Source organism: Leifsonia sp. 466MF (genome assembly GCF_900100265.1).
Taxonomy (GTDB): domain Bacteria; phylum Actinomycetota; class Actinomycetes; order Actinomycetales; family Microbacteriaceae; genus Leifsonia.
Genome location: NZ_LT629696.1, coordinates 2422035 through 2443116 on the forward strand (window position 1 = coordinate 2422035; position 21082 = coordinate 2443116).

The window sequence follows — 21082 nt, forward strand, 5'->3', positions numbered from 1 at the left end:
CCGCTTCTCCCTATGCCGCATCCTGAGCCGCGAGCTGCGACGAGACGATCTCGGCGTAGGTCTCGTTGCTCTCGAGGAGTTCGTCGTGCGTCCCGCGACCGACCACGCGGCCGTCGTCGAGGACGATGATCTGGTCGGCATCCACGATGGTGGACACCCGCTGGGCGACCACGATCATGGTCGCGTCGGTCACATCCCGCGCGAGCGCCGCACGGAGCCGCGCGTCGGTCGCGGTGTCGAGCGCCGAGAAGGAGTCGTCGAAGACGAAGATCTCCGGCTTCCTGACCAGTGCGCGAGCGATCGCGAGCCTCTGCCGCTGACCACCCGAGACGTTGGTGCCGCCTTGTGCGATCGGCGCGTCGAGACCCTCCGGCATCGCCTCGACGAAGTCGCGCGCCTGCGCCACCTCGAGCGCGTGCCAGAGCTCGTCGTCGGTGGCATCCGGATTGCCGTAGCGCAGGTTCGACGCCACCGTGCCCGAGAACAGGTAGGGGCGCTGCGGCACGATCCCGATGCGGGACCACAGCACCTCCGGGTCGAGGTCGGCCACATCCACACCGTCGACCAGCACGATCCCGCTGGTCGCATCGAACAGGCGCGGGATGAGGTTCACCAGCGTCGTCTTGCCTGCGCCGGTGCTGCCGATGATGGCGGTCGTCCGCCCCGCCTCGGCGAGGAAGGTGATGTCGGTGAGCACGGGATGCTCGGCTCCCGGATACGAGAAGCCGACGTCGACGAACTCCACCGTTCCGTGCGTCTCCACCTCGGTGACCGGGGTGTCGGACGCGCGAACGGACGGCTCCGTACCGAGCACCTCGCCAATGCGGTCGGCGCACACCGACGCGCGCGGCACGAGCACGGCCATCATCGTCGACATCATCACGCCCATGAGGATCTGCATGAGGTACTGCAGGAACGCCGTGAGCGTGCCCACCTGGAGTGTGCCGTCCTGCACCCGGAAGGACCCGAACCAGATCACGGCGACGCTCGACACGTTGAGCACGAGCATCACGATCGGGAACATCAGCGCGAACAACCGGCCCGCCTTCAGCGCCGTCTCCGTCACCTGGTCGTTCGCCACCCGGAACCGGTCGGTCTCGACGCGTTCGCGCACGAACGCGCGCACCACGCGGAGGCCGGTCAGCTGCTCGCGGAGCACGCGGTTGACGCGGTCGATCCTGTCCTGCATCCGCCGGAACAGCGGCACCATGCGCGCGATGATGATGCTCACCGCGACCAGCAGTGCGGGGACGCTCACGGCGATGAGCCACGACAGGTCGATGTCCTGCTGCATCGCCAGCACGATGCCGCCGACCGCGAGGATGGGCGCCGAGACGAGCAGCGTGCACGTCATCATCACCAGCATCTGCACCTGCTGGACGTCGTTGGTGTTGCGGGTGATCAGCGAGGGCGCGCCGAAGGACGACACCTCGCGCTCGGAGAACTCCCCGACCCGGTGGAAGATCGCCTCGCGCAGGTCGCGTCCGACCAGCATCGCGACCTTGGCGCCGAAGTAGACGGCGGTGATGGCGCAGGCGACCTGCACCAGCGTCACGCCGAGCATCTCGGCGCCGACGGCCATGATGTAGCCGGTGTCGCCCTTGGCGATGCCGTTGTCGGTGACGTCGGCGTTCAGGGTCGGCAGCCACAGCGAGAGCAGCGATTGCGCCAGCTGGAAGACGATCACCCCGATCAGGAGCGGCCAGTGCGGCCGCAGGAACCGGCCGAGCAGTCTCAGGAGCATGATGCCTCCGTGTCGGATGACGGGAAGAGAACGTGGGGCGAGGTCCCGGCGACGCCGACCAGCGTCATCCGGGCGAGGTCGTCGATGCTGAACTCGATGCCCTCGTTGAGCGCGGGGAACGCGGAGGAGAAGCTGATCAGCCGCAGCAGGTGGGCGACGCGCTCCGGCGGCCAGTTGAGCTCACCGGCCTCCGGCTCCAGGATCTGGGCGATGATGCGGGCGAACTCCCCGCGCTCCTGCGGCACGGGCGGACGCTGTGCGCCGATGACCGGCATGATCCGCATGACGCTCTGGAAGCGCTCACGCAGCAGGTACAGGATCGCGCGCATCTTGTTCTCCAGCGGGAGCGCGGGGTCGATGTTGCGGAGCGCCTCGCGCAGCGGCTCGGGATCGAGGTACTTCTCGATCGCCGCCTGCACGAGTGTCTCCTTGTCACCGAAGGCGCGGAAGATGGTGCCTTCGGCGATGCCGGCGGCCTCGGCGATCTGGCGTGACGTCATCGCGCGCCCGTGCTCGAGCAGCAGCGGGATGACCGCGTCGATGATCATCGCTTTACGGTCGTCCACCGCCATCGGCTGCGCGCGCGAGCGCGACTGGGTTTCGGTCGCTGCGTCGTTCGTCACGCGGCGACTCTACCCGGAGTGAGTGCTCACTCACAAGGTCTTTCGTGGGCGATTTCAGCCCGCCGGAGCGAAGATCTCCCCGATCTCGGCGACCTCCTCCGCCGTCGGCTTCCACGCGGTGGCCGCCTCGGCGTTGGCGACGATCTGCTCCGGCTTCGTCGCCCCCGCGATGACGCTCGACAGTCCCGGCTGAGCGAGCAGCCAGGCGAAGGTCGCCGCGAGCATCGTGACCCCGCGGTCGTCGCAGAACGCCTGGTAGCGCTCGATCCTGTCCCACGGCGCCTCGTCCAGCAGGTGACGGCGGAGGTGCATGATCCGGCTGTCGGCGGGGCCGCCCTGGCGCGTGAACTTGCCCGTGAACAGGCCGTTGTAGAGCGGGAAGAACGGCAGGAAGCCGAGGCCGTAGCGGTTCACGGCCGGGAGCACCTCCCGCTCGACATCACGCGCGAGAAGGCTGTACTCGTTCTGCGCCGAGATGAACTTCGGATGCCCGCTGAGGCGAGCGGTGAACTCCGCCTCGGCGATCTGCCACCCCGACAGGTTGGAGTGCCCGATGTAGCGGATCTTGCCCTCGGTGATCAGGTCGTCCAGCGTCGCGAGGGTCTCCTCGATGGGTGTCACCGGGTCGGGACGGTGCAGCTGGTAGAGGTCGATCCAATCGGTGCGGAGCCGGCGGAGCGAGCTCTCGACCGCGAGGCGGATGTAGCGGCGGGAGGCGCGCGCATCCCAGTCGGGCCCGTTGAGACCGGCCATGTCCATCCCGAACTTCGTGGCGAGGACGATGCGGTCGCGCTTGCCTTCGAGCGACTTGCCCATCAGCGTCTCGGACAGCCCGCGTTCGGAGCCGTAGATGTCGGCGGTGTCGAACAGCGTGACGCCGGCATCGATCGCGGCGCCGATCACCGCGTCGGTGCCCTCCTGCGTCTCGGTGAGCGTGTCCTTCCGGCCGAAGTTGTTGCAGCCGAGACCGATCGTGGAGACGACGAGGCCGGAGGGGCCGAGAGTGCGGTATTCGATGTTCGCCATGCCTCGAGTCTAGGCAGGGCGGAGGACGGCTGCGGATGCGACGGCGACGGGGTGAAACCGTCCACAGGCCGAGACCGGAGCGAGTTATCCCCCGATGTCCGATTCCCGCGAGTGCGCGTCGGTGGCGCGCCCTAGAGTCGTCCCATGAGCAGTTCCTTCGCCTATCTCCTCCGCACCGCGAGCCCCATCGGGCGGCTCGAACTGACCAGTGACGGCACGGCCGTCACGTCCCTCTCCATCGAACGGTCGGGGCATCTCCCGCTCGAAGACCATCCCGAACGCAGCACGCCGGTGCTCGATGACGCGGCCGCGCAGCTGGAGGAGTACTTCTCCGGGTCGCGGCGCGCGTTCGACGTCCCGGTCCGGCTGCAGGGCACCCCGTTCCGCCAGGCGGTGTGGGAGAGGCTGTCGTCGCTCGAGTTCGGCACGTTCGTGTCGTACGGCGAACTCGGCGCCTCGCTCGGCCATGCGGGCTACGGCCGCGCGATCGGCGGTGCGGTCGGCGCGAACCCGGTGCCGATCATCGTGGGCTGCCATCGCGTGCTCTCCTCCAGCGGTCGCGTGACCGGATACAGCGGTGGCGACGGCATCCCTACCAAGATCTGGCTCCTCGAGCACGAGGGGATCCTGCTGGCCGCATGAGCGACACGACGACGACCCCCGCCCGCTCCGCTCTCGTGGTCGGCGAGGACGGCATCGCCCGATGCTCCTGGTCGGCGAGCGACACGGAGTACCGCCGCTACCACGACGAGGAGTGGGGCACCCCGCAGCACGACCCGCGAGCGCTCTACGAGAAGCTCTGCCTGGAAGGATTCCAGGCCGGCCTCTCGTGGATCACCATCCTGCGGCGACGGCCGGCCTTCCGCGAGGACTTCCTCGGCTTCGTCCCCGAGAAGGTCGCCGCCATGACGGAGGCCGACGTGCAGCGCCTGCTGCAGGACGAACGGATCATCCGTCACCGCGGCAAGATCGAGGCGACCATCTCGAACGCGCGCGCCGTGCTGCAGCTCGACGTGCCGCTCGAAGAACTCATGTGGAGCTTCGCCCCCGAGCCGCGTGCCGATCACCGACCACGGGAATGGGGCGAGATCCCCGCCGTGACAGCCGAGTCGACCGCACTCAGCAAGGAACTCCGGCGCCGGGGCTTCCGATTCGTGGGCCCGACCACGATGTACGCACTCATGCAGGCGACCGGGATGGTCGACGACCATTTCGAAGGCTGCTTCCGCGCGGCGTGAGCGATGCAGGCGCGGTCAAGGAACTCGAGAGAGGACCGAGAGAGTCGGGCCGACGGCGGATATGGACTCCGACACCGGATTCTCGCTGGTGAGGGCGTACCGCTCGTGCCCGACCGCAGGCGGAATCTTGGTGCCTCACACTCCGGCGAAGGAAACGACGCATGGGGATGACGCGTCGGCCACCACACGTCGGCCCGACTTGTTGAGACAGTGACACACAACCAGTGCGCGCACGCCTCGGATCAGTTGATCCTCTCTCTTGGTTGTGAGCTTATCTCACTTTTCACTCCTGCACCACTGAAAGTTGGCCGGGAGTGTCGTCAGACCCGCAGCGCCGCCATGAGCTTGCCAGGAGCACCGCGCACCTCCGGGACGACGAGTTCCAGGTCGGCGGAGCCATCCCCCGCGGGCCGCAGCTCGTAGCCCTCGGCGCCCGCCCAGTCCAGAAGCGACGCGGTCGTCTCGAACCCCGCTCCCGCCTCGATCAGAGCGCGCGTCAGCAGCCCCTTCGCCTGCTTGTTGAAGTGGTTCAGCGCGCGGACATGGCCAGACTCGTCGCGAGCGAGCACGCGCACGTAGTGGGCGCCGTCGCGCTCGGGAAGCGGCGCCAGAGCGGCATAGCCCTCGGAGCGGAGATCGAGCAGGAGGTCGTTCCGCTCCGCCAGAGCCGCGGCCCCTGCCTGCGACCACCGCTTCTTCAGCGACGCCGCGCCACGATGCAGCGACAGGCGCGAGTCGAACGACAGCCGGTACGCCGGCACCGGATCGCCCGCACCGACCAGACCGAGCAACGCCGACTGCACAGCGACCGTCTCTGCGGCGACCTCCCAGTCCGCAGAGGAGAGCGACTCGGCATCGAGGGCGTCGTACAGGACGCCCGTGTAACGCTCCAGCGCGCGCATGGTGGGAGCCGACGGGATGCCGCGGTTCCGCTCCACTTCGCCGGCCTGCTTGGGCCCCAGCTTGAGCGCGCGGATCGCCGCATCGCGGTCCGCGGCGAGCTCGACCACCGCATCCACCACCTCGCGGCGGACAGGGTTCAGTGAGGGGAAGCGCAACCGCTCCACGGCGAGCGGAGACCCCGCTCCCCCGTCCCTCTTCGTCTCGGAGGGCGGGAGCAGGATGAGCACGCTAGCCCTCCACGAAGTTCAGTGCCGTATTGACGTTCTCGCCCAGCGGCGCCGCAGTGTCCAGAGTCACCCGGGGCAGCGTGCCGCACGCGCCGCGCCACTCGTCGTACTCGTCGGTGCTCTGCTCGACGGCGTACGCTGCGACCAGGCCGCTGCGCTTGCCCAGCCGCTCCTCGTGGAGCTCAGGGTCGGAGCACACCGTCTCGATCACGCGGAGCTTCACGTCGCACCGCTCCGCCAGATCGCGCCACTGCAGACGCGCCGGCTCCACGGCGTTGACGGCGTCGACGACGACCGAATGGCCCGAGAGCAGCACCTGCTCCGCCATGGTCTCTGCCACCAGATAGGCCGCGAGCCCGGTCGGCTGGTCGGAATCGATCCCCGCACGGATGATCGACGCCTCGATCGGATCCACCGAGATCACCGTCGCGCCCATGCGCCCGGCCAGGATCTCCGCGATGGTGGACTTCCCGGAACCAGGAAGCCCCGCCATCGCCACCAGCATCGGGACGCGGACGTCTCCGAACTGGCGCTCCAGCGGGGCTCCCTGCTGCCCGGACATGTCAGACCAGCTCGGCCTGACGGGCCACGATGGTGACCGTGTTGTTCTCGACGGAGAGGAAGCCGTCATCGGCGTTGGCCGTGATCGACTCGCCCCCGTTCAGGGTCACGCGCACCTCGCCCTGCGCGAGGATGGCCAGCAGCGGCTCGTGGCCGGGCAGGATACCGATCTGCCCTTCCACGGTGCGCGCGACGACCATGCTCGCCTCGCCCGACCACACTTCGTGGTCGGCGGCGACGACGCTGACGTTGAGGACAGCCATTGTTAGCCGTTCTCCTTCTGAATCTGCGCCCACTTCTCCTCGACGTCGGAGATCGGTCCGACGTTGAAGAAGGCCTGCTCGGCCACGTGGTCGAACTCGCCCTTGGCGATCGCGTCGAACGACTCGATGGTGTCCTTCAGCGGGACGGTCGAGCCCTCCACGCCGGTGAACTTCTTCGCCATGTAGGTGTTCTGCGAGAGGAACTGCTGGATCCGGCGCGCACGCGACACCGTGATCTTGTCCTCCTCCGACAGCTCGTCGACACCGAGGATCGCGATGATCTCCTGCAGCTCCTTGTTCTTCTGCAGGATCTGCTTGACCGTCGTGGCCACGCGGTAGTGGTCCTCACCCAGGTAGCGGGGGTCGAGGATGCGCGAGGTCGAGGTCAGCGGGTCGACCGCCGGGTACAGACCCTTCGACGCGATCTCACGCGAGAGCTCGGTCGTGGCGTCGAGGTGGGCGAACGTGGTCGCCGGCGCCGGGTCGGTGTAGTCGTCGGCCGGCACGTAGATCGCCTGCAGCGAGGTGATCGAGTGACCGCGGGTCGAGGTGATGCGCTCCTGGAGCTGACCCATCTCGTCGGCGAGGTTCGGCTGGTAACCCACGGCCGACGGCATACGGCCGAGCAGCGTGGACACCTCGGAACCGGCCTGCGTGAACCGGAAGATGTTGTCGATGAAGAGCAGCACGTCCTGGTTCTGCACGTCGCGGAAGTACTCCGCCATCGTCAGAGCGGACAGGGCGACGCGCAGACGCGTCCCCGGCGGCTCGTCCATCTGGCCGAAGACGAGCGCGGTCTTGTCGAAGACGCCCGCCTCCTCCATCTCGTGGATGAGGTCGTTGCCCTCACGGGTGCGCTCGCCGACACCGGCGAACACCGACACACCACCGTGATCCTGCGCCACACGCTGGATCATCTCCTGGATGAGGACGGTCTTGCCGACACCGGCGCCGCCGAACAGGCCGATCTTTCCACCCTGGACGTACGGGGTGAGCAGGTCGATGACCTTGATGCCGGTCTCGAACAGCTGAGTCTTGGACTCGAGCTGGTCGAACGCTGGCGGGTTGCGGTGGATGGGCCAGCGCTCGGTGATCTCGACCTTCTCGCCCGGCTCGAGGTTCAGGATGTCACCGGTGACGTTGAACACCTTGCCCTTGGTCACGTCGCCGACGGGCACGCTGATGGGAGCACCGGTGTCGCGCACCTCGCCGCCGCGGACCAGGCCGTCGGTCGGCTTCAGCGCGATCGCGCGCACCAGGTCGTCGCCGAGGTGCTGAGCGACCTCGAGCGTGATCTCGGTCGACTCCTCGCCGATCGTGATCGTGGTCTTCAGGGCGTTGTAGATGCCCGGGATCGCATCGTGCGGGAACTCGATGTCGACGACCGGACCGGTCACGCGGGCAATTCGTCCCACACCGGCCGGCTGCGCGGTCGAAGCCTGGGCTTCGGCGGTAGCGGTAGTCATGATTGTTATCTCTCTCGTTGGACGATCAGTGGGACGAGCTCAGCGCATCCGCGCCGCCGACGATCTCGGAGATCTGCTGAGTGATCTCCGCCTGACGGGCGTTGTTGGCCAGACGCGTGTAGTCGGTGATGAGCTTGTCGGCGTTGTCGCTCGCAGCCTTCATGGCCTTCTGCGTCGCGGCGTGCTTGGAGGCGGCCGACTGCAGCATCGCGTTGAAGATGCGGCTCTCGATGTAGACGGGGAGCAGCGAGTCGAGCACCGTCCCCACATCCGGCTCGAACTCGTAGAGCGGCAGGACCTGCGTGCGGTCCGGCTCCTCCACGCCCTCGACGACCTCCAGCGGCAGCAGGCGGACGACCTGCGGCTCCTGGGTCAGCATGCTGATGAAGCGGTTGTAGATGATGTGGATCTCGTCCACACCGCCGTCGGACGCATCGCGCAGGAAGGACTCCAGGATCGCGTCGGCGATCTCCTTGGCCTGCTCGAACTCCGGGGCATCCGTGTTGCCGGTCCACACCCGCTCGAACGCACGGCGGCGGAAGCTGAAGTAGCCCTGCGCCTTGCGGCCGACGAGGAAGTACACGACCTCCTTGCCCTGGCCGCGCAGCAGTTCCGCGAGCTTCTCGGACTCCTTGAGCACGTTCGAGTTGAACGCGCCCGCGAGACCGCGGTCGGAGGAGAAGATAACGATCGCGGCGCGCTCGATCTTCTCCGGCTCGGTGGTCAGGACGTGGTCGACGTTCGAGTACGTCGCCACCGCCGACACCGCGCGCGTGATCGCGCGGGCGTACGGCGAGCTGGCGGCGACCCGCGCCTGCGCCTTCTGGATGCGGGAGGCGGAGATCAGCTCCATCGCACGGGTGATCTTCTTGGTCGTCTGGGCAGATCTGATCTTCTGCCGGTAGACCCGAAGCTGTGCTCCCATGTCTCTCCTTGTTACCTAGTCTCTCAGGGCCTCAGCGCTCAGCGCCGGGCCTTGACGATGCGCTCCTGGTCGACCTCGTCCTCGTCGATGGCCTGGAACTCCTCGCGTCCGACCGAGGCGAGCGGCTTGCCCTCACCGGTCTGGAACTCGAGCTTGAACGCGTCCACCTCCGAGTCGAGCTTCGCGACCGTGTCGTCGTCGAGGACGTTGGTGTCGCGCAGTGTGTCGAGGATGTCGGTGTTCCGGCGCAGGTGGTCGAGCAGCTCGGCCTCGAAGCGCAGGACGTCCTCGACGGCGACCTCGTCCAGCTTTCCGTTGGTGCCGGCCCAGATCGAGACGACCTGCTCCTCCACCGGGAACGGCGAGTACTGCGGCTGCTTCAGCAGCTCCGTGAGGCGGGCGCCACGCGCCAGCTGACGGCGGCTCGCCGCGTCGAGGTCGGACGCGAACATCGCGAACGCCTCGAGCGAGCGGTACTGCGCCAGCTCGAGCTTGAGCGTGCCGGAGACCTTCTTGATGGACTTGACCTGCGCGTCGCCACCGACTCGCGAGACCGAGATGCCGACGTCGACCGCAGGGCGCTGGTTGGCGTTGAAGAGGTCGGACTGCAGGAAGATCTGGCCGTCGGTGATCGAGATCACGTTGGTCGGGATGTACGCCGAGACGTCGTTCGCCTTGGTCTCGATGATCGGCAGACCGGTCATCGAGCCGGCGCCCAGCTCGTCGGAGAGCTTGGCGCAGCGCTCCAGCAGGCGGGAGTGCAGGTAGAAGACGTCACCCGGGTAGGCCTCGCGTCCCGGCGGACGACGGAGCAGCAGCGACACGGCGCGGTACGCCTCGGCCTGCTTGGACAGGTCGTCGAAGACGATGAGGACGTGCTTGCCGCCGTACATCCAGTGCTGGCCGATGGCCGAGCCGGTGTAGGGGGCGAGGTACTTGAAGCCGGCCGGGTCGGAGGCGGGGGCCGCGACGATGGTGGTGTACTCCATCGCGCCGGCGTCCTCGAGCGCGCCCTTCACCGAGGCGATGGTCGAGCCCTTCTGGCCGATCGCGACGTAGATGCAGCGGACCTGCTTGTTGACGTCGCCCGACTCCCAGTTGGCCTTCTGGTTGATGATCGTGTCGATGGCGATGGCCGTCTTGCCGGTCTGGCGGTCGCCGATGATCAGCTGGCGCTGTCCGCGGCCGACCGGGATCATCGCGTCGATGGCCTTGATGCCGGTCTGCAGCGGCTCGTGCACCGACTTGCGCTGCATGACGCCGGGCGCCTGGAGCTCGAGCTCGCGGCGGCCCTCGCTGGCGATCTCGCCGAGACCGTCGATCGGGTTGCCGAGCGGGTCGACGACGCGGCCGAGGTAGCCGTCGCCGACGGGGACGGAGAGGACCTCGCCGGTGCGGGTCACCTCCATGCCCTCGACGATGTGGTCGAACTCGCCGAGCACGACGACACCGACCTCGTTCTCGTCGAGGTTCTGAGCGAGGCCCAGCGTGCCGTCCGCGAAGCGGATGAGCTCGTTGGCCATCACGCTCGGGAGACCCTCGACGTGCGCGATGCCGTCGGAGGCGTCGAGGACGTGGCCGATCTCGGTCGCCTGTGCGGACGCCGGCTCGTACGTGTTGACGAAGTCCTTGAGCGCGTCGCGGATGTCGTCGGGGCTGATCTGTGTGTCTGCCATAGTGATTCCTATCTTGAGGCGGTCAGCCCGCCAGCTGAAGCCGGAGTTCGGCCAGACGCGACGCGATGCTTCCATCGATGACGTCGTCACCGATCTGCACGCGCAATCCGCCGATGATCGAGGGGTCGACGACCTGGTTGATCCTGAGGTCGCCGTAGGAGGCGCTGAGCACCGTGCGCAGGCGCTCGGCCTGGGCCTCGGGAAGCGCGGACGCGGCGTAGACCGTCGCGATGGTCTGCCCGGACTGGGCGGCCACCATGCGCGCGGCCGCACGGAGCGACTCGCGGACGCTGCGGCCGCGGGGCTGGGCGACGAGCTGGCGCACGATGGCGACGGTCTCCTTCGACGCTTTTCCGCCGAGCAGGCGCTCGACCAGCGCGACCTTGGAGTCGGCCGAGGCGAGCTTGCTGCGCAGCGCGAGCTCGAGGCTCGCGTCGGAGGTCACGGCGCCTCCGAAGGTCAGCAGCTCGGCGACGATGTCGACGTTCCGGGGCGCGGAGCCGGCGATCGCACGGATCCCGAGCTCCTCGATCGCCCCGAGCAGGTCGTCGTGCGACGACCAGCGCTGAGCGGCGATCACGGTGAGCAGCTCGACGGCCGGAGCCGACAGCGAGGCGAAGACGCGCTTCACGAGCACCGTCTTGCCCTCCGCCGGGACCGTCGGGTCGCCGAGGACCGCCCGCAGCTGGGCCGAGTCGGCGACGACTCGCCCTGCGCTGAACAGGTCCTCAGCCGTCGCCAGATCGGCCTGGGACCCCAGGTCGGCCAGAGCCGAGACGGAGTTGGCCAATGCTTCTCTGGTGGCGCTTCCCATCAGTTGCCCGATCCTGCCTTCTGGTCGGCCTGAGCCTTCTCGTCGGCCTCGAGGTCCGCCAGGAAGCGGTCCACGATCGCCTGTGCGCGCTTGTCCTCATCGAGGGCCTCACGCACGACGGTCGACGCGAGGTCGATCGCCAGCGAGCCCACCTCGCCGCGCAGCTGGACGAGCGCCGTCTGGCGCTCCGCCTCGAGCTGCGCCTGCGCCTGGGCGGTCACACGCGCGGCCTCCGTGGCAGCGGCCTCGCGGGCCTCTGCGACGATCTTCTGACCGTCGGCACGGGCGGTCTCACGGATCTTGCCCGCCTCCGCACGCGCCTCGGCGAGCTGGGCGGTGTACTCCTCCAGCAGGGCCTCGGCCTTGCGCTGCGCCTCGTCGGCCTTCTCGATGTTGCCCTCGATCGCCTCTGCGCGCTCATCCAGCAGCTTCTTCATGCGCGGAAGCACGAGCTTCCAGAAGAAGAACAGGATGATCAGGAAGCAGAGAAGCGCGCCGATGATGTCCGGCCACTCCGGGATCAGCGGGTTGTGCGACCCCTCTGAGGCTGCGATCACCACACTCTTGAGCATGGTTCCTCCTTACTGAGGGAAAAGAGGATTACTGGAAGATGAAGTAGGTAGCGATACCGATGAACGCGAGCGCCTCGGTGAATGCGATACCGATGTACATCAGGACCTGGAGGCGGCCGGCCAGCTCAGGCTGACGAGCGACGCCCTCGATGGTCTTGCCGACGACGATGCCCACGCCGATGGCCGGGCCGATGGCCGCGAGGCCGTAACCGACGGTGGCGATGTTGCCGTTGATTGCAGCGATGTCCACGTTGTGTGTTTCCTTCCGTGATGGCGATCCGTGCGGGTGCGCGGATCGTTCTTAGTGTTCCTCGGCGACTGCCAGCTGGATGTAGACAGCTGTGAGCAGTGCGAAGACGTAGGCCTGCAGGACTGCGACCAGGATCTCGAAGACGGTGAATGCGAAGCCGAAGGCGAAGGTGCCGACGCCGAACAGCGACCACCAGCCGCCCGCCGTGAAGAAGAAGAACTCCGTGGCGAGGAAGAACAGGACGAGCAGGAGGTGCCCGACGACCATGTTCATCAGGAGTCGCAGCGTCAGGGTGATCGGACGCAGGATGAAGGTCGAGACGAACTCGATCGGCGTCACGATGATGTAGAGGAACCACGGAACGCCGGGCGGGAAGAGCGCGTTCTTGAAGAAGTTCTTCGGGCTCTTCTTGACGCCCGCGTAGATGAAGGCGATGTACGCGACGATCGCGAGCAGCAGCGGCACGGCGATGACCGAGGTGCCGGCGATGTTGAGGAACGGGATGATGCCGGTGATGTTGAAGAACAGCACCATGAAGAAGATGGTGGTCAGCAGCGGCAGGAACCGGCGGCCGTCCTTCTTGCCGAGCAGGTCTTCCGCGATGTTGACGCGCACGAAGTCGAGACCCATCTCGACGACCGACTGGAAGCGGCCGGGGATGAGGCGCATCCGGCGGGTGCCGAGCCAGAAGATGAGGATCAGCGCGATGGTCGCGAGAGCGCGGACCACGAAGATGCGGTTGAACTCGAGGTCACCGATCGTGAACAGGGTCGGGGGGAAGAACTCGTTGATCGAGGGACCCTGGAAGCTTCCATCATCGGAGCTTGCGGCCTGGACCAGCAGGTTCACAGCGTTAGCTAACAGCGCTATCTCCTGTTTCGGGGCGTCGAGCTGAAACAGCTCTCGCGACGACGAACGGTGGGACACCCTGCACTTCTCGCGACCTCAGAGTTTCTCGGGCGCGAACGGGGTGGGGGATCGCTCATAACTCTACAAGAGTTTTCAGCCCATAACGAATTGGATACAGGTCAGCGCTTCTCCCCCGGCAGCGTCACGTCGCTGACGTAGGGAACGCGGGAGCGGAAGACCACGATCATGTCCACCACGAGCGATCCGATCACCCCGGCGATCAGGCTGAGGAAGAGCACGACGGGGTTGATCCAGGGCTGGTCGCGCAGCAGGATCGCGAGCACCAGGAACAGCACGAACTTGACGATCCAGCCGCCCAGGACGATGCCGAAGAACAGGCCAACGAAGAGGTCGGTGCCGATGAAACGGTTGGCGATCAGGATGCTGAGCGCCGTGATCGACAGGAACACCGCCGCCATCGCGGTGCCGATCAGCGCGCTGGTGACGCCGACCCATCCGGCGAACAGACCGCCGAGCAGCATCCCCACGACGGCGATCACCGCGGCCAGGATCAGGCCGTACTTCAGCACGTCCCTCAGCACGGGCGTCGAGGTGGGCTGGGCGGGCGGCTGGGCCGGCCGCGGGGCGGCGGCTCCGTCCTGCTGGTCGGTCATCGGGTCTCCTCGGTCAGAGCGGTCGGGGATGTCGGGGATGCGGGCGTGGCCGGCGTGCTCTCGCTCGCCGCATCCAGCTGGTCGAAGCGCGCGGTCTCCGCTGCCTCGCGGCTGCCCGCCGGTGCGAGCTCGGCGACGGCCTCGTTCGCCTTCCTGCGGCTCAGCGGAGCGAGCGTGAACGCGGTGCAGACCACGAGCCCGATCGCGACGAAGACGATCGCCATCCAATACGGGTCGAAGAAGAACAGCAGGCAGCCGATCGACAGCACGGCGGTCCACGCATAGAAGATGAGCACCGCGTGGAGGTGGGTGTGACCCATGTCGAGCAGTCGGTGGTGCAGGTGCTTGCGGTCGGCGCTGAACGGCGACTTGCCCGCGCGCAGGCGGCGGATGACCGCGAGCCCGAAGTCGAGCAGCGGGATGATGAGCACCGCGAACGGCAGGATGATCGGGATGAACGCCGGGACGAGCGACGACCGGCCGAGCGTCTGCAGGTCCTGCGGGTTGATCGTCCCCGTCACCGAGATCGCCGAGGTCGCCATGAGCAGGCCGATCAGCAGCGCGCCCGCATCTCCCATGAACATCTTCGCGGGGTGCCAGTTGAGCGGCAGGAACCCGGCGCAGGCGCCGACCAGGATCGCGGCGATCACGCCGGCGAGGCTGAAGTAGTTCTGCGGGCTGATCTCGCGCTGGAGGAGGTAGGTGTAGACGAGGAAGGTGCCGTTCGCGATCAGCGCGACGCCCGCGACCAACCCGTCCAGGCCGTCGATGAAGTTGATCGCGTTCATCACCAGCACGATGGCGAACAGCGTGATGATGATCGACATGACCGGCGAACCGACGGTGAGGCCGCCGATCGGCAGCGAATAGATCTGCACGCCCAGCCAGGCGACGAGGCCGGCGGCCACGAACTGCCCGGCCAGCTTCGTCATCCAGTCGAGATCCCAGATGTCGTCGGCGACGCCGATCACGACGATGAGCAGGGAGGCCCCCAGGATCGCGAGGATCGGCCCCTGGTCGGAGAAGATCAGCGTCAGCACGCCGAACTGGCTCGACAGCAGCCACGAGACGCCGAACGCGACCAGGATGCCGAGGAACATCGCGACGCCGCCGAGGCGGGGCGTCGGCCGGGTGTGCACGTCGCGAGCCCGGATCTTCGGGTACAGGCGGTACCGCATCGCCAGCTTGTAGACGACGAACGACATCCCGAACGTGATGACGGCCGAGATCAGTGCGAGGGCGAGGAGGAGGGTCACGGGGCGGCGTCCGCAGCGGCCGCCGGCTCGTCCAGGGCGTCGCCGACGACCTCGCGCAGCTGATCGACCGAGATGACGCCGTGGCGCAGGATGCGCAGTCCGCCCACACCTGCGGCCAGAGCGGTCGCATCCACGATCGTCGACGAGGAGTCCTTGCCCTCGACGTGCTCGTAGTCGGAACCGGCCTCTCCCCCGTCGAGGTAGACGGAGATGGAGTCGCCCAGCATGGCCTCGGCCTCTGCGGCGGTACGGGCGGCCGGGCGGCCGGTCAGGTTCGCGGACGACACGGCGAGCGGACCGGTCTCGGACAGCAGCTCGAGCGCGATCGTGTCCTTCGGCATGCGGAGGGCGACCGTGCCCTTCGTCTCGCCGAGATCCCAGACCAGCGACGGCGACGCGGGCAGGACGATCGTGAGGCCGCCTGGCCAGAAGGCCTTCACCAGCGCATCCACCTCGTCCGGCACCCGCTCGGCGAGGGCGGCGAGCGTCGGGATGCCGGGGACCAGCACCGGGGGCGGCGACTGGCGGCCGCGTCCCTTCGCGTCGAGCAGGCGCTGCACGGCGGCAGGGCTGAAGGCGTCCGCAGCCACCCCGTACACCGTGTCGGTGGGGATGACGACGAGTTCGCCGCGCCCGATCGCGGCCCGTGCGAGGCGCATGCCGGTGAGCAGCTCGGAGTCAACGGAGCAGTCGTAGATGGAGGCCATGACGGCTCAATGATAGCCGGGGCGCGGAAGCCCAGACTGGGAGGACGATACTGGAGGGGATGGATGTCTACTTCTTCGACTGCGACAAGACGCTCTACGACTACGACTTCCACAAGCGGCTGCCCAAGCTCGCGGAGCTGGGAGGCGTGAGCCAGTACAGGCTCGCATCCAGCTGGTGGGCGGGTGGACACGAGCGTGCGGCCGAGATCGGCGAGTACGCCACGAGCGAGGAGTACCTGGAGGCGTTCGCCGAGGTGACCGGCGCCCGGCTGACGCTCGCGCAGTGGCAGGAGGCGCGGAAAGCGGCCATGACGCCCATCCCCGGCGCCATCGCGGCGCTGCACGAGGCCGCGACGCTGGGGACGGTGTCGCTGCTGTCGAACAACCCCATCCCGTTCAAGGACTCGCTGCCGGTGCTGACGCCCGAGATCGTCGACGTGCTGCAGGACAACGACCTGGTCTCGGCCGTGCTCGGCGCACGGAAGCCCGAGCGCCGGATCTACACCAGGGCGCTCGGGCGGTTCGGGGTGCGGCCGGAGGACGCCATCCTCTTCGACGACTCGATCGCGAATGTGGAGGGCGCCCGCGAGTGCGGGATGCACGCGTACCACTTCGCCAAGCGCGAGGACGGCACCTTCGACACCGACGGTATGCTCGACGCCCTCCACGCCTTCTCCGCCCGCTGACCCCGTTCCTCTTCGCCTCCCCCACCGTCGAGTCCACAAACTTTGCACGCGACACGCGGGGTGCGTGTGCAATTTGTGCGGACTCGACGGTGGGTGGGAGCGGGCTCAGCGGCGGCCGGCGGAGCGGCGGAAGAGCCAGGCGGCCCAGACGTAGGCGGCCGCGACGATGAGAGCGCACCAGCCGAGCGCCCACCACAGGTCGGTGCCCGGGTCGCGTCCGAAGAGCGGCGCGCGGATCGTCTCGATGATCGGGGTGATCGGCTGGTTCTCGGCCACCCACCGCAGCCAGTCCGGCATCGTGTCCGTCGGCACGAACGCGCTCGACAGGTACGGCAGGAACAGCACGGCGAAGCCGTACCCGCTCGCCGCGGTCGGGCTCTTCGCCGCGAGGCCGATGGCGGCGAACAGCCAGGTGATCGCCAGGATGAACAGGGCGACGATTCCGAGCGCGCCGATCCACTGCGCCACATCGGCGGTCGGGCGGAAGCCCAGCAGCAGGGCGACGCCGATGACGACGCCGGTCGCGACCAGGTTGCGCAGCAGACTCGCCACCACGTGTCCGGTCACGACGCCACGCGACCGCAGCGGCATGGTCCGGAAGCGGTCGACGATGCCGTCGCTCATGTCGTTGGCCACATCCACCGCGGTGCTCGACGCCCCGAAACCGGCGCACAGCAGGATGATTCCGGGCACGACGTACTGGACGTAATCCCCCGAGCGGTCGATGGCGCCGCCGAACACGAACGTGAACAGCAGCATGAGGATCACCGGAAGCGCGATGGCCATGGTGAGCGCGTCCACATCGCGGAGCGAGTGGCGGACGCTGCGGCCCACAAAGACGAGGGTGCTCGTGAAGGGCGAAACCCGCCGCGCCGAGCGGACGGGGACGGTGAGAGCGGTCATCGGACGACCTCCTTCTCGGTCGAGGTGTTCTGGGGGACGTTCTGGACGGACTGCCCGGTCAGGGCGAGGAAGGCGTCGTCGAGCGACGGCTTGCGGATGCCGATGGAGGCTCCGGGGACGCGGAGGGCGTCGAGCGTGTCGATGGCGTCGCGGAGCGCCTCGACGCTTCCGTCGGTCGGCACCTCCCGTACGATCTCGCCGTGCGCGTCGCGGAGCTCGACGACCTCGCCGCCGACGCGCGCCTTCAGCTCGGTGGCAGTCCCCTCCGCGACGATCGTCCCGTGGTCGAGGACCGCGATCCGGTCGGCCAGCTGGTCCGCCTCCTCGAGGTACTGCGTGGTGAGCAGGATGGTGGTTCCTCGACGCGCCAGATCCTGGATGATGTCCCAGAGCGCCTGCCTGCTGCGGGTGTCGAGGCCGGTCGTCGGCTCGTCCAGGAAGATGACCGGCGGCGTCGCGACCAGGCTGAGCGCCAGGTCGAGGCGCCGTCGCATCCCGCCGGAGTAGGTCTTGACGCGCTTGCGTGCCGCCGCGGCCAGGTCGAACGCGTCGATCAGCTCGCCGGCCCTTCGGCGCGACTCGGCGGCGGTGAAGCCGGAGAGCCGTGCCATCATCCGCAGGTTCTCCTCCCCCGTGAGCACGCCGTCGACCGCCGCGGACTGGCCCGTCACGCTGATCGCGCGCCGCACCTCCTCGGGCTCGGCGACCACGTCGTGACCGGCGACCGTGACGCTTCCCGCGTCGGGCCGGACCAGGGTCGAGAGGATGGTGATCAGCGTCGTCTTGCCCGCACCGTTCGGCCCGAGCAGCGCGAAGACGCTCCCCGACCGCACGCGCAGGTCGATGCCGTCGAGGACCGTCTGCTCCCCGAAGGACTTGCGGAGGCCGACCACCTCGATCGCGGTTCCGTTCATCGGACTTTCCCTTCTGTGTGCTGCCTAAACTGTTTATGCAGTAAACAACTGTTTAAGTGATACACAGTCCTAGGATGAGTGTCAACACCTGATCCCGAAGATCCGGGAGCACGGGATGAGAAGGGCGGAACCATGGCCGACGACGTCGAGGATGTCCTCCCCCGCGCCGTCGCGCTCAGCTGGGGCGTCGCCGAACACCCGCAGCGCGGGCCGAAGCGCGAGCTGAGCATCGAGCGCATCGTCGACACGGCCATCGAGATCGCGGACGCCGACGGCCTGGGCGCGGTGTCCATGAGCCGCATCGCCGGCGACCTCGGCTTCACGACGATGTCGCTCTACCGGTACGTCACCAGCAAGGACGACGTCCTCGCTCTGATGCAGGATGCGGTCTGCGCCATCCCGATCCCGCCGGACGACGAGCTGGGGCGGCGCGGGGACGCCGGCAGCCAGGAAGGCTCGCGCACGGACGGCTCGGATCACGACTGGCGTGCCGGGCTGCGGCGGTGGGCCCTGGCGAACATCGAGGTGATCCAGGCGCACCCGTGGTTCCCCGACATCCCGATCAGCGGCATCCCGCTGATGCCCAACAACCTGGCCGTGTTGGACTGGGGGCTCCGTGAGATGCGCGGCCTGCCGCTCACGGACGCCGAGAAGATGTCGACAGCGCTTCTGCTGTCGTCGTACGCCCGCGCGGTCGCCATCGTCGAGCGGGATGTGAGCCGCTCGCGCTCCGCCGACGCTCCGCCCGCCCACGGCGAGGCGTTCACCGCAGCGCTCGCCGAGCTGGTGACGCCCGAGCGCTTCCCCGACCTGGCGCCGCTCATGTCATCAGGTGCTTACGCGGACTCCGACGGCGCCGACGACCAGGACGACTTCGCGTTCGGACTGGAGCGCATCCTCGACGGCATCGCGACGTACATGGCCGCACGGCGGAGCGGCGAGCCCGTCACCCCCTACGAGGATCGGCCGGAGCCGATCCCGCGTGACAAGGCGGTTCGCGAGGCGGCGAAGGCGCGCCGGGAGGCGGAGTCGCGACTGCGCGAGGCCCGCAAGAACGAGCGCGAGGCGATCGCGCGCGCCCGCGAGCGCGCCGCCCGTGAGGCGGAGCGCGCCGCCCGCTGACCCTCGCCCCCTCCGCGCCGCACCCCTCCGCCCGCCGTCGAGTCCGCAAACTTTGTACGCTCGCGCCGCGCGGCCCGAGCGTACAAAGTTTGCGGACTCGACGGTGGGCGGAACGGGTCAGATGTACATGGCCGGGTCGATCCAGTCGTCGCCCGCGATCTGCTCGTGGCCGGAGCGGGGGCGGGGATGCGCTGGCACGCCGACGAGCAGCGAGTCAGCGGGCGCATCCCGCGTGACGACGGCGTTCGCCCCGATCACCGAGCGCGCCCCGATCGTGATCGCACCGAGCACCTTGGCCCCGGCGCCGACGATCACGCCGTCCTCCACCGTGGGATGCCGTTTGCCGTGCCCGCTCCCCCGGCCGCCCAGCGTGACGCCGTGGTAGAGCATGACGTCGTCGCCGATCCACGTCGTCTCGCCGATCACCACGCCCATCCCGTGGTCGATGAAGAAACGGCGACCGATGCGCGCGCCCGGATGGATCTCGATCCCGGTCAGGAAGCGGGTGAACTGCGACAGCAACCGCGCGGGCGTCCGCAGGCCCGCGCGCCACATCCGGTGCGCGATGCGATACGACCACACGGCATGAAGCCCGGAGTACGCCGTGGCGACCTCGAACCCGGTGCGGGCCGCAGGGTCGTGCCTGCGCGCGTTGCGGATGTCCTCGCGCGCTCGGAAGATCGGCACCCCGTTCAGTCCAGCAGGTCGGCCCAGAGCGGCGTGGAGATGTACCGCTCACCGGTGTCGCAGACGATCGCGACGATGGTCTTGCCCGTGTTCTCCGGACGCTTCGCGAGCTGAAGAGCCGCCCAGACGATCGCACCGGACGAGATGCCGGCGAGGATGCCCTCCTCGCTGGCGAGCCGCTTCGCCACGTCGAGCGCGTCGTCGAAGGAGACGTCCACCACCTCGTCGTACACGGTGGTGTCGAGGATCTCGGGCACGAAGTTCGCGCCGATCCCCTGGATCTTGTGCGGTCCCGGCTTGCCGCCGTTCAGGATGGGCGAGTCGAGCGGCTCGACGGCGACCACCGTGACGCCGGGCTTGCGCTCCTTGAGCACCTGGCCGACGCCGGTGATCGTGCCGCCGGTCCCGACGCCCGCGACGAAGATGTCGACGTCGCCGGCCGTGTCCTCCCAGATCTCCTCCGCCGTGGTGGCGCGGTGGATGGCCGGGTTGGCCTCGTTGGCGAACTGGCGCGCCCAGATGGCGTTGTCGGTCTTCGCGACGATGTCCTGCGCCGTCTCGACCGCTCCCCGCATCCCGTCGGGGCCGGGCGTCAGCACGATCTCGGCGCCGAACGCGCGCAGCAGCACGCGGCGCTCCTTGCTCATGGTCTCGGGCATCGCGAGGATCACCTTGTAGCCGCGCGCCGCACCGACCATGGCGAGCGCGATGCCGGTGTTGCCGCTGGTGGCTTCGACGATCGTGCCACCGGGCGTGAGGGCTCCGGCCTTCTCCGCGGCGTCGACGATCGCGACACCGATGCGGTCCTTGACGCTGCCGGCCGGGTTGTAGAACTCGAGCTTGGCGAGGATCGTCGCGTCGACGCCCTCGGTCAGCCGGTTGAGGCGGACGAGCGGCGTACGGCCGACGGCCTCGGTGACGTTCTCGTAGATGTGACCTGACATGGCCTGTTCCTCGTGCTCTCGTACGGTGGATGACGACAGGGGGATGCGTGAT

At 68.3% G+C, this 21082-nt stretch carries 24 protein-coding genes; 4 read left to right on the forward strand and 20 right to left on the reverse strand.

The window, feature by feature from the left end; all coding sequences use genetic code 11:
• Nucleotides 1-10: 10 nt before the first annotated feature.
• From BLR91_RS11560 to BLR91_RS11570, 3 genes are read right to left on the reverse strand one after another with little or no spacing between them, the layout of a single operon-like run.
• Nucleotides 11-1744: an ABC transporter ATP-binding protein gene (locus tag BLR91_RS11560; RefSeq protein ID WP_089875239.1), complete on the reverse strand. Its 1734-nt coding sequence runs from the start codon at nt 1742-1744 to the stop codon at nt 11-13.
• On the reverse strand, nt 1735-2367 hold the full coding sequence (locus BLR91_RS11565) for a TetR/AcrR family transcriptional regulator (protein ID WP_231918893.1): 633 nt from the start codon (nt 2365-2367) through the stop codon (nt 1735-1737). Before BLR91_RS11565 ends, BLR91_RS11560 begins: the two co-directional genes overlap by 10 nt.
• Nucleotides 2368-2421: 54 nt before the next feature.
• The gene (locus tag BLR91_RS11570) at nt 2422-3393 is read right to left on the reverse strand and encodes an aldo/keto reductase (protein WP_089875237.1); all 972 of its coding nucleotides are present in this window, start codon (nt 3391-3393) and stop codon (nt 2422-2424) included.
• Nucleotides 3394-3537: 144 nt separating this feature from the next.
• Here BLR91_RS11570 and BLR91_RS11575 point away from each other — a divergent pair, with 144 nt between their 5' ends.
• Nucleotides 3538-4035 (forward strand): methylated-DNA--[protein]-cysteine S-methyltransferase, encoded by a 498-nt coding sequence (locus tag BLR91_RS11575; protein WP_089875234.1) that lies wholly within the window; start codon nt 3538-3540, stop codon nt 4033-4035.
• Nucleotides 4032-4631 carry a DNA-3-methyladenine glycosylase I gene (locus BLR91_RS11580; RefSeq protein ID WP_089875231.1) on the forward strand — a complete coding sequence of 200 codons (600 nt, stop codon included), beginning with the start codon at nt 4032-4034 and terminating at the stop codon, nt 4629-4631. Before BLR91_RS11575 ends, BLR91_RS11580 begins: the two co-directional genes overlap by 4 nt.
• A 320-nt stretch (nt 4632-4951) precedes the next feature.
• Here BLR91_RS11580 and BLR91_RS11585 read toward each other — a convergent pair whose 3' ends face one another.
• The 13 genes from BLR91_RS11585 to BLR91_RS11645 form a co-directional block, all read right to left on the reverse strand.
• Nucleotides 4952-5761, reverse strand: a complete 810-nt coding sequence (locus BLR91_RS11585; RefSeq protein WP_089875230.1) for a YaaA family protein — start codon at nt 5759-5761, stop codon at nt 4952-4954.
• 1 nt (nt 5762) lies between these two features.
• Nucleotides 5763-6323 (reverse strand): AAA family ATPase, encoded by a 561-nt coding sequence (locus BLR91_RS11590; RefSeq protein ID WP_018190355.1) that lies wholly within the window; start codon nt 6321-6323, stop codon nt 5763-5765.
• Between the two features lies 1 nt (nt 6324).
• Nucleotides 6325-6585 (reverse strand): F0F1 ATP synthase subunit epsilon, encoded by a 261-nt coding sequence (locus tag BLR91_RS11595; RefSeq protein ID WP_018190354.1) that lies wholly within the window; start codon nt 6583-6585, stop codon nt 6325-6327.
• Nucleotides 6586-6587: 2 nt separating this feature from the next.
• Nucleotides 6588-8051, reverse strand: coding sequence for a F0F1 ATP synthase subunit beta (atpD, locus tag BLR91_RS11600; protein WP_026307115.1), 1464 nt, complete (start codon nt 8049-8051; stop codon nt 6588-6590).
• 25 nt (nt 8052-8076) lie between these two features.
• The gene (locus BLR91_RS11605) at nt 8077-8976 is read right to left on the reverse strand and encodes a F0F1 ATP synthase subunit gamma (protein WP_089875228.1); all 900 of its coding nucleotides are present in this window, start codon (nt 8974-8976) and stop codon (nt 8077-8079) included.
• Nucleotides 8977-9014: 38 nt separating this feature from the next.
• Nucleotides 9015-10652, reverse strand: a complete 1638-nt coding sequence (gene atpA, locus BLR91_RS11610; RefSeq protein WP_018190351.1) for a F0F1 ATP synthase subunit alpha — start codon at nt 10650-10652, stop codon at nt 9015-9017.
• Nucleotides 10653-10674: 22 nt separating this feature from the next.
• The gene (locus BLR91_RS11615) at nt 10675-11466 is read right to left on the reverse strand and encodes a F0F1 ATP synthase subunit delta (protein WP_089875227.1); all 792 of its coding nucleotides are present in this window, start codon (nt 11464-11466) and stop codon (nt 10675-10677) included.
• Nucleotides 11466-12038 carry a F0F1 ATP synthase subunit B gene (locus BLR91_RS11620; protein ID WP_018190349.1) on the reverse strand — a complete coding sequence of 191 codons (573 nt, stop codon included), beginning with the start codon at nt 12036-12038 and terminating at the stop codon, nt 11466-11468. Before BLR91_RS11620 ends, BLR91_RS11615 begins: the two co-directional genes overlap by 1 nt.
• Nucleotides 12039-12066: 28 nt before the next feature.
• Nucleotides 12067-12288 (reverse strand): ATP synthase F0 subunit C, encoded by a 222-nt coding sequence (gene atpE, locus BLR91_RS11625; protein ID WP_018190348.1) that lies wholly within the window; start codon nt 12286-12288, stop codon nt 12067-12069.
• A 51-nt stretch (nt 12289-12339) separates the two neighbouring features.
• Nucleotides 12340-13137, reverse strand: coding sequence for a F0F1 ATP synthase subunit A (gene atpB, locus BLR91_RS11630; protein WP_018190347.1), 798 nt, complete (start codon nt 13135-13137; stop codon nt 12340-12342).
• Between the two features lie 179 nt (nt 13138-13316).
• Nucleotides 13317-13811 carry a hypothetical protein gene (locus tag BLR91_RS11635; protein ID WP_089875226.1) on the reverse strand — a complete coding sequence of 165 codons (495 nt, stop codon included), beginning with the start codon at nt 13809-13811 and terminating at the stop codon, nt 13317-13319.
• Nucleotides 13808-15067: an MraY family glycosyltransferase gene (locus BLR91_RS11640; protein ID WP_018190345.1), complete on the reverse strand. Its 1260-nt coding sequence runs from the start codon at nt 15065-15067 to the stop codon at nt 13808-13810. Before BLR91_RS11640 ends, BLR91_RS11635 begins: the two co-directional genes overlap by 4 nt.
• On the reverse strand, nt 15064-15774 hold the full coding sequence (locus tag BLR91_RS11645) for an L-threonylcarbamoyladenylate synthase (RefSeq protein ID WP_089875223.1): 711 nt from the start codon (nt 15772-15774) through the stop codon (nt 15064-15066). The genes BLR91_RS11640 and BLR91_RS11645 overlap by 4 nt, the downstream gene beginning before the upstream one ends.
• A 59-nt stretch (nt 15775-15833) precedes the next feature.
• Here BLR91_RS11645 and BLR91_RS11650 point away from each other — a divergent pair, with 59 nt between their 5' ends.
• Nucleotides 15834-16460, forward strand: coding sequence for an HAD family hydrolase (locus tag BLR91_RS11650; RefSeq protein ID WP_089875220.1), 627 nt, complete (start codon nt 15834-15836; stop codon nt 16458-16460).
• A gap of 105 nt (nt 16461-16565) precedes the next feature.
• Here BLR91_RS11650 and BLR91_RS11655 read toward each other — a convergent pair whose 3' ends face one another.
• Both BLR91_RS11655 and BLR91_RS11660 read right to left on the reverse strand, forming a co-directional pair.
• Nucleotides 16566-17363, reverse strand: a complete 798-nt coding sequence (locus BLR91_RS11655; RefSeq protein WP_089875218.1) for an ABC transporter permease — start codon at nt 17361-17363, stop codon at nt 16566-16568.
• Entirely contained in the window at nt 17360-18277 is a 918-nt protein-coding gene (locus BLR91_RS11660) for an ATP-binding cassette domain-containing protein (protein WP_089875215.1), read from the reverse strand. Before BLR91_RS11660 ends, BLR91_RS11655 begins: the two co-directional genes overlap by 4 nt.
• A 132-nt stretch (nt 18278-18409) precedes the next feature.
• Here BLR91_RS11660 and BLR91_RS11665 point away from each other — a divergent pair, with 132 nt between their 5' ends.
• The gene (locus tag BLR91_RS11665; protein ID WP_089875212.1) at nt 18410-19399 is read left to right on the forward strand and encodes a TetR/AcrR family transcriptional regulator; all 990 of its coding nucleotides are present in this window, start codon (nt 18410-18412) and stop codon (nt 19397-19399) included.
• 117 nt (nt 19400-19516) lie between these two features.
• Here BLR91_RS11665 and epsC read toward each other — a convergent pair whose 3' ends face one another.
• Nucleotides 19517-20086, reverse strand: coding sequence for a serine O-acetyltransferase EpsC (gene epsC, locus BLR91_RS11670; protein WP_018190339.1), 570 nt, complete (start codon nt 20084-20086; stop codon nt 19517-19519).
• 5 nt (nt 20087-20091) lie between these two features.
• Nucleotides 20092-21030 carry a cysteine synthase A gene (cysK, locus tag BLR91_RS11675; RefSeq protein ID WP_089875210.1) on the reverse strand — a complete coding sequence of 313 codons (939 nt, stop codon included), beginning with the start codon at nt 21028-21030 and terminating at the stop codon, nt 20092-20094.
• Nucleotides 21031-21082 lie beyond the last annotated feature (52 nt).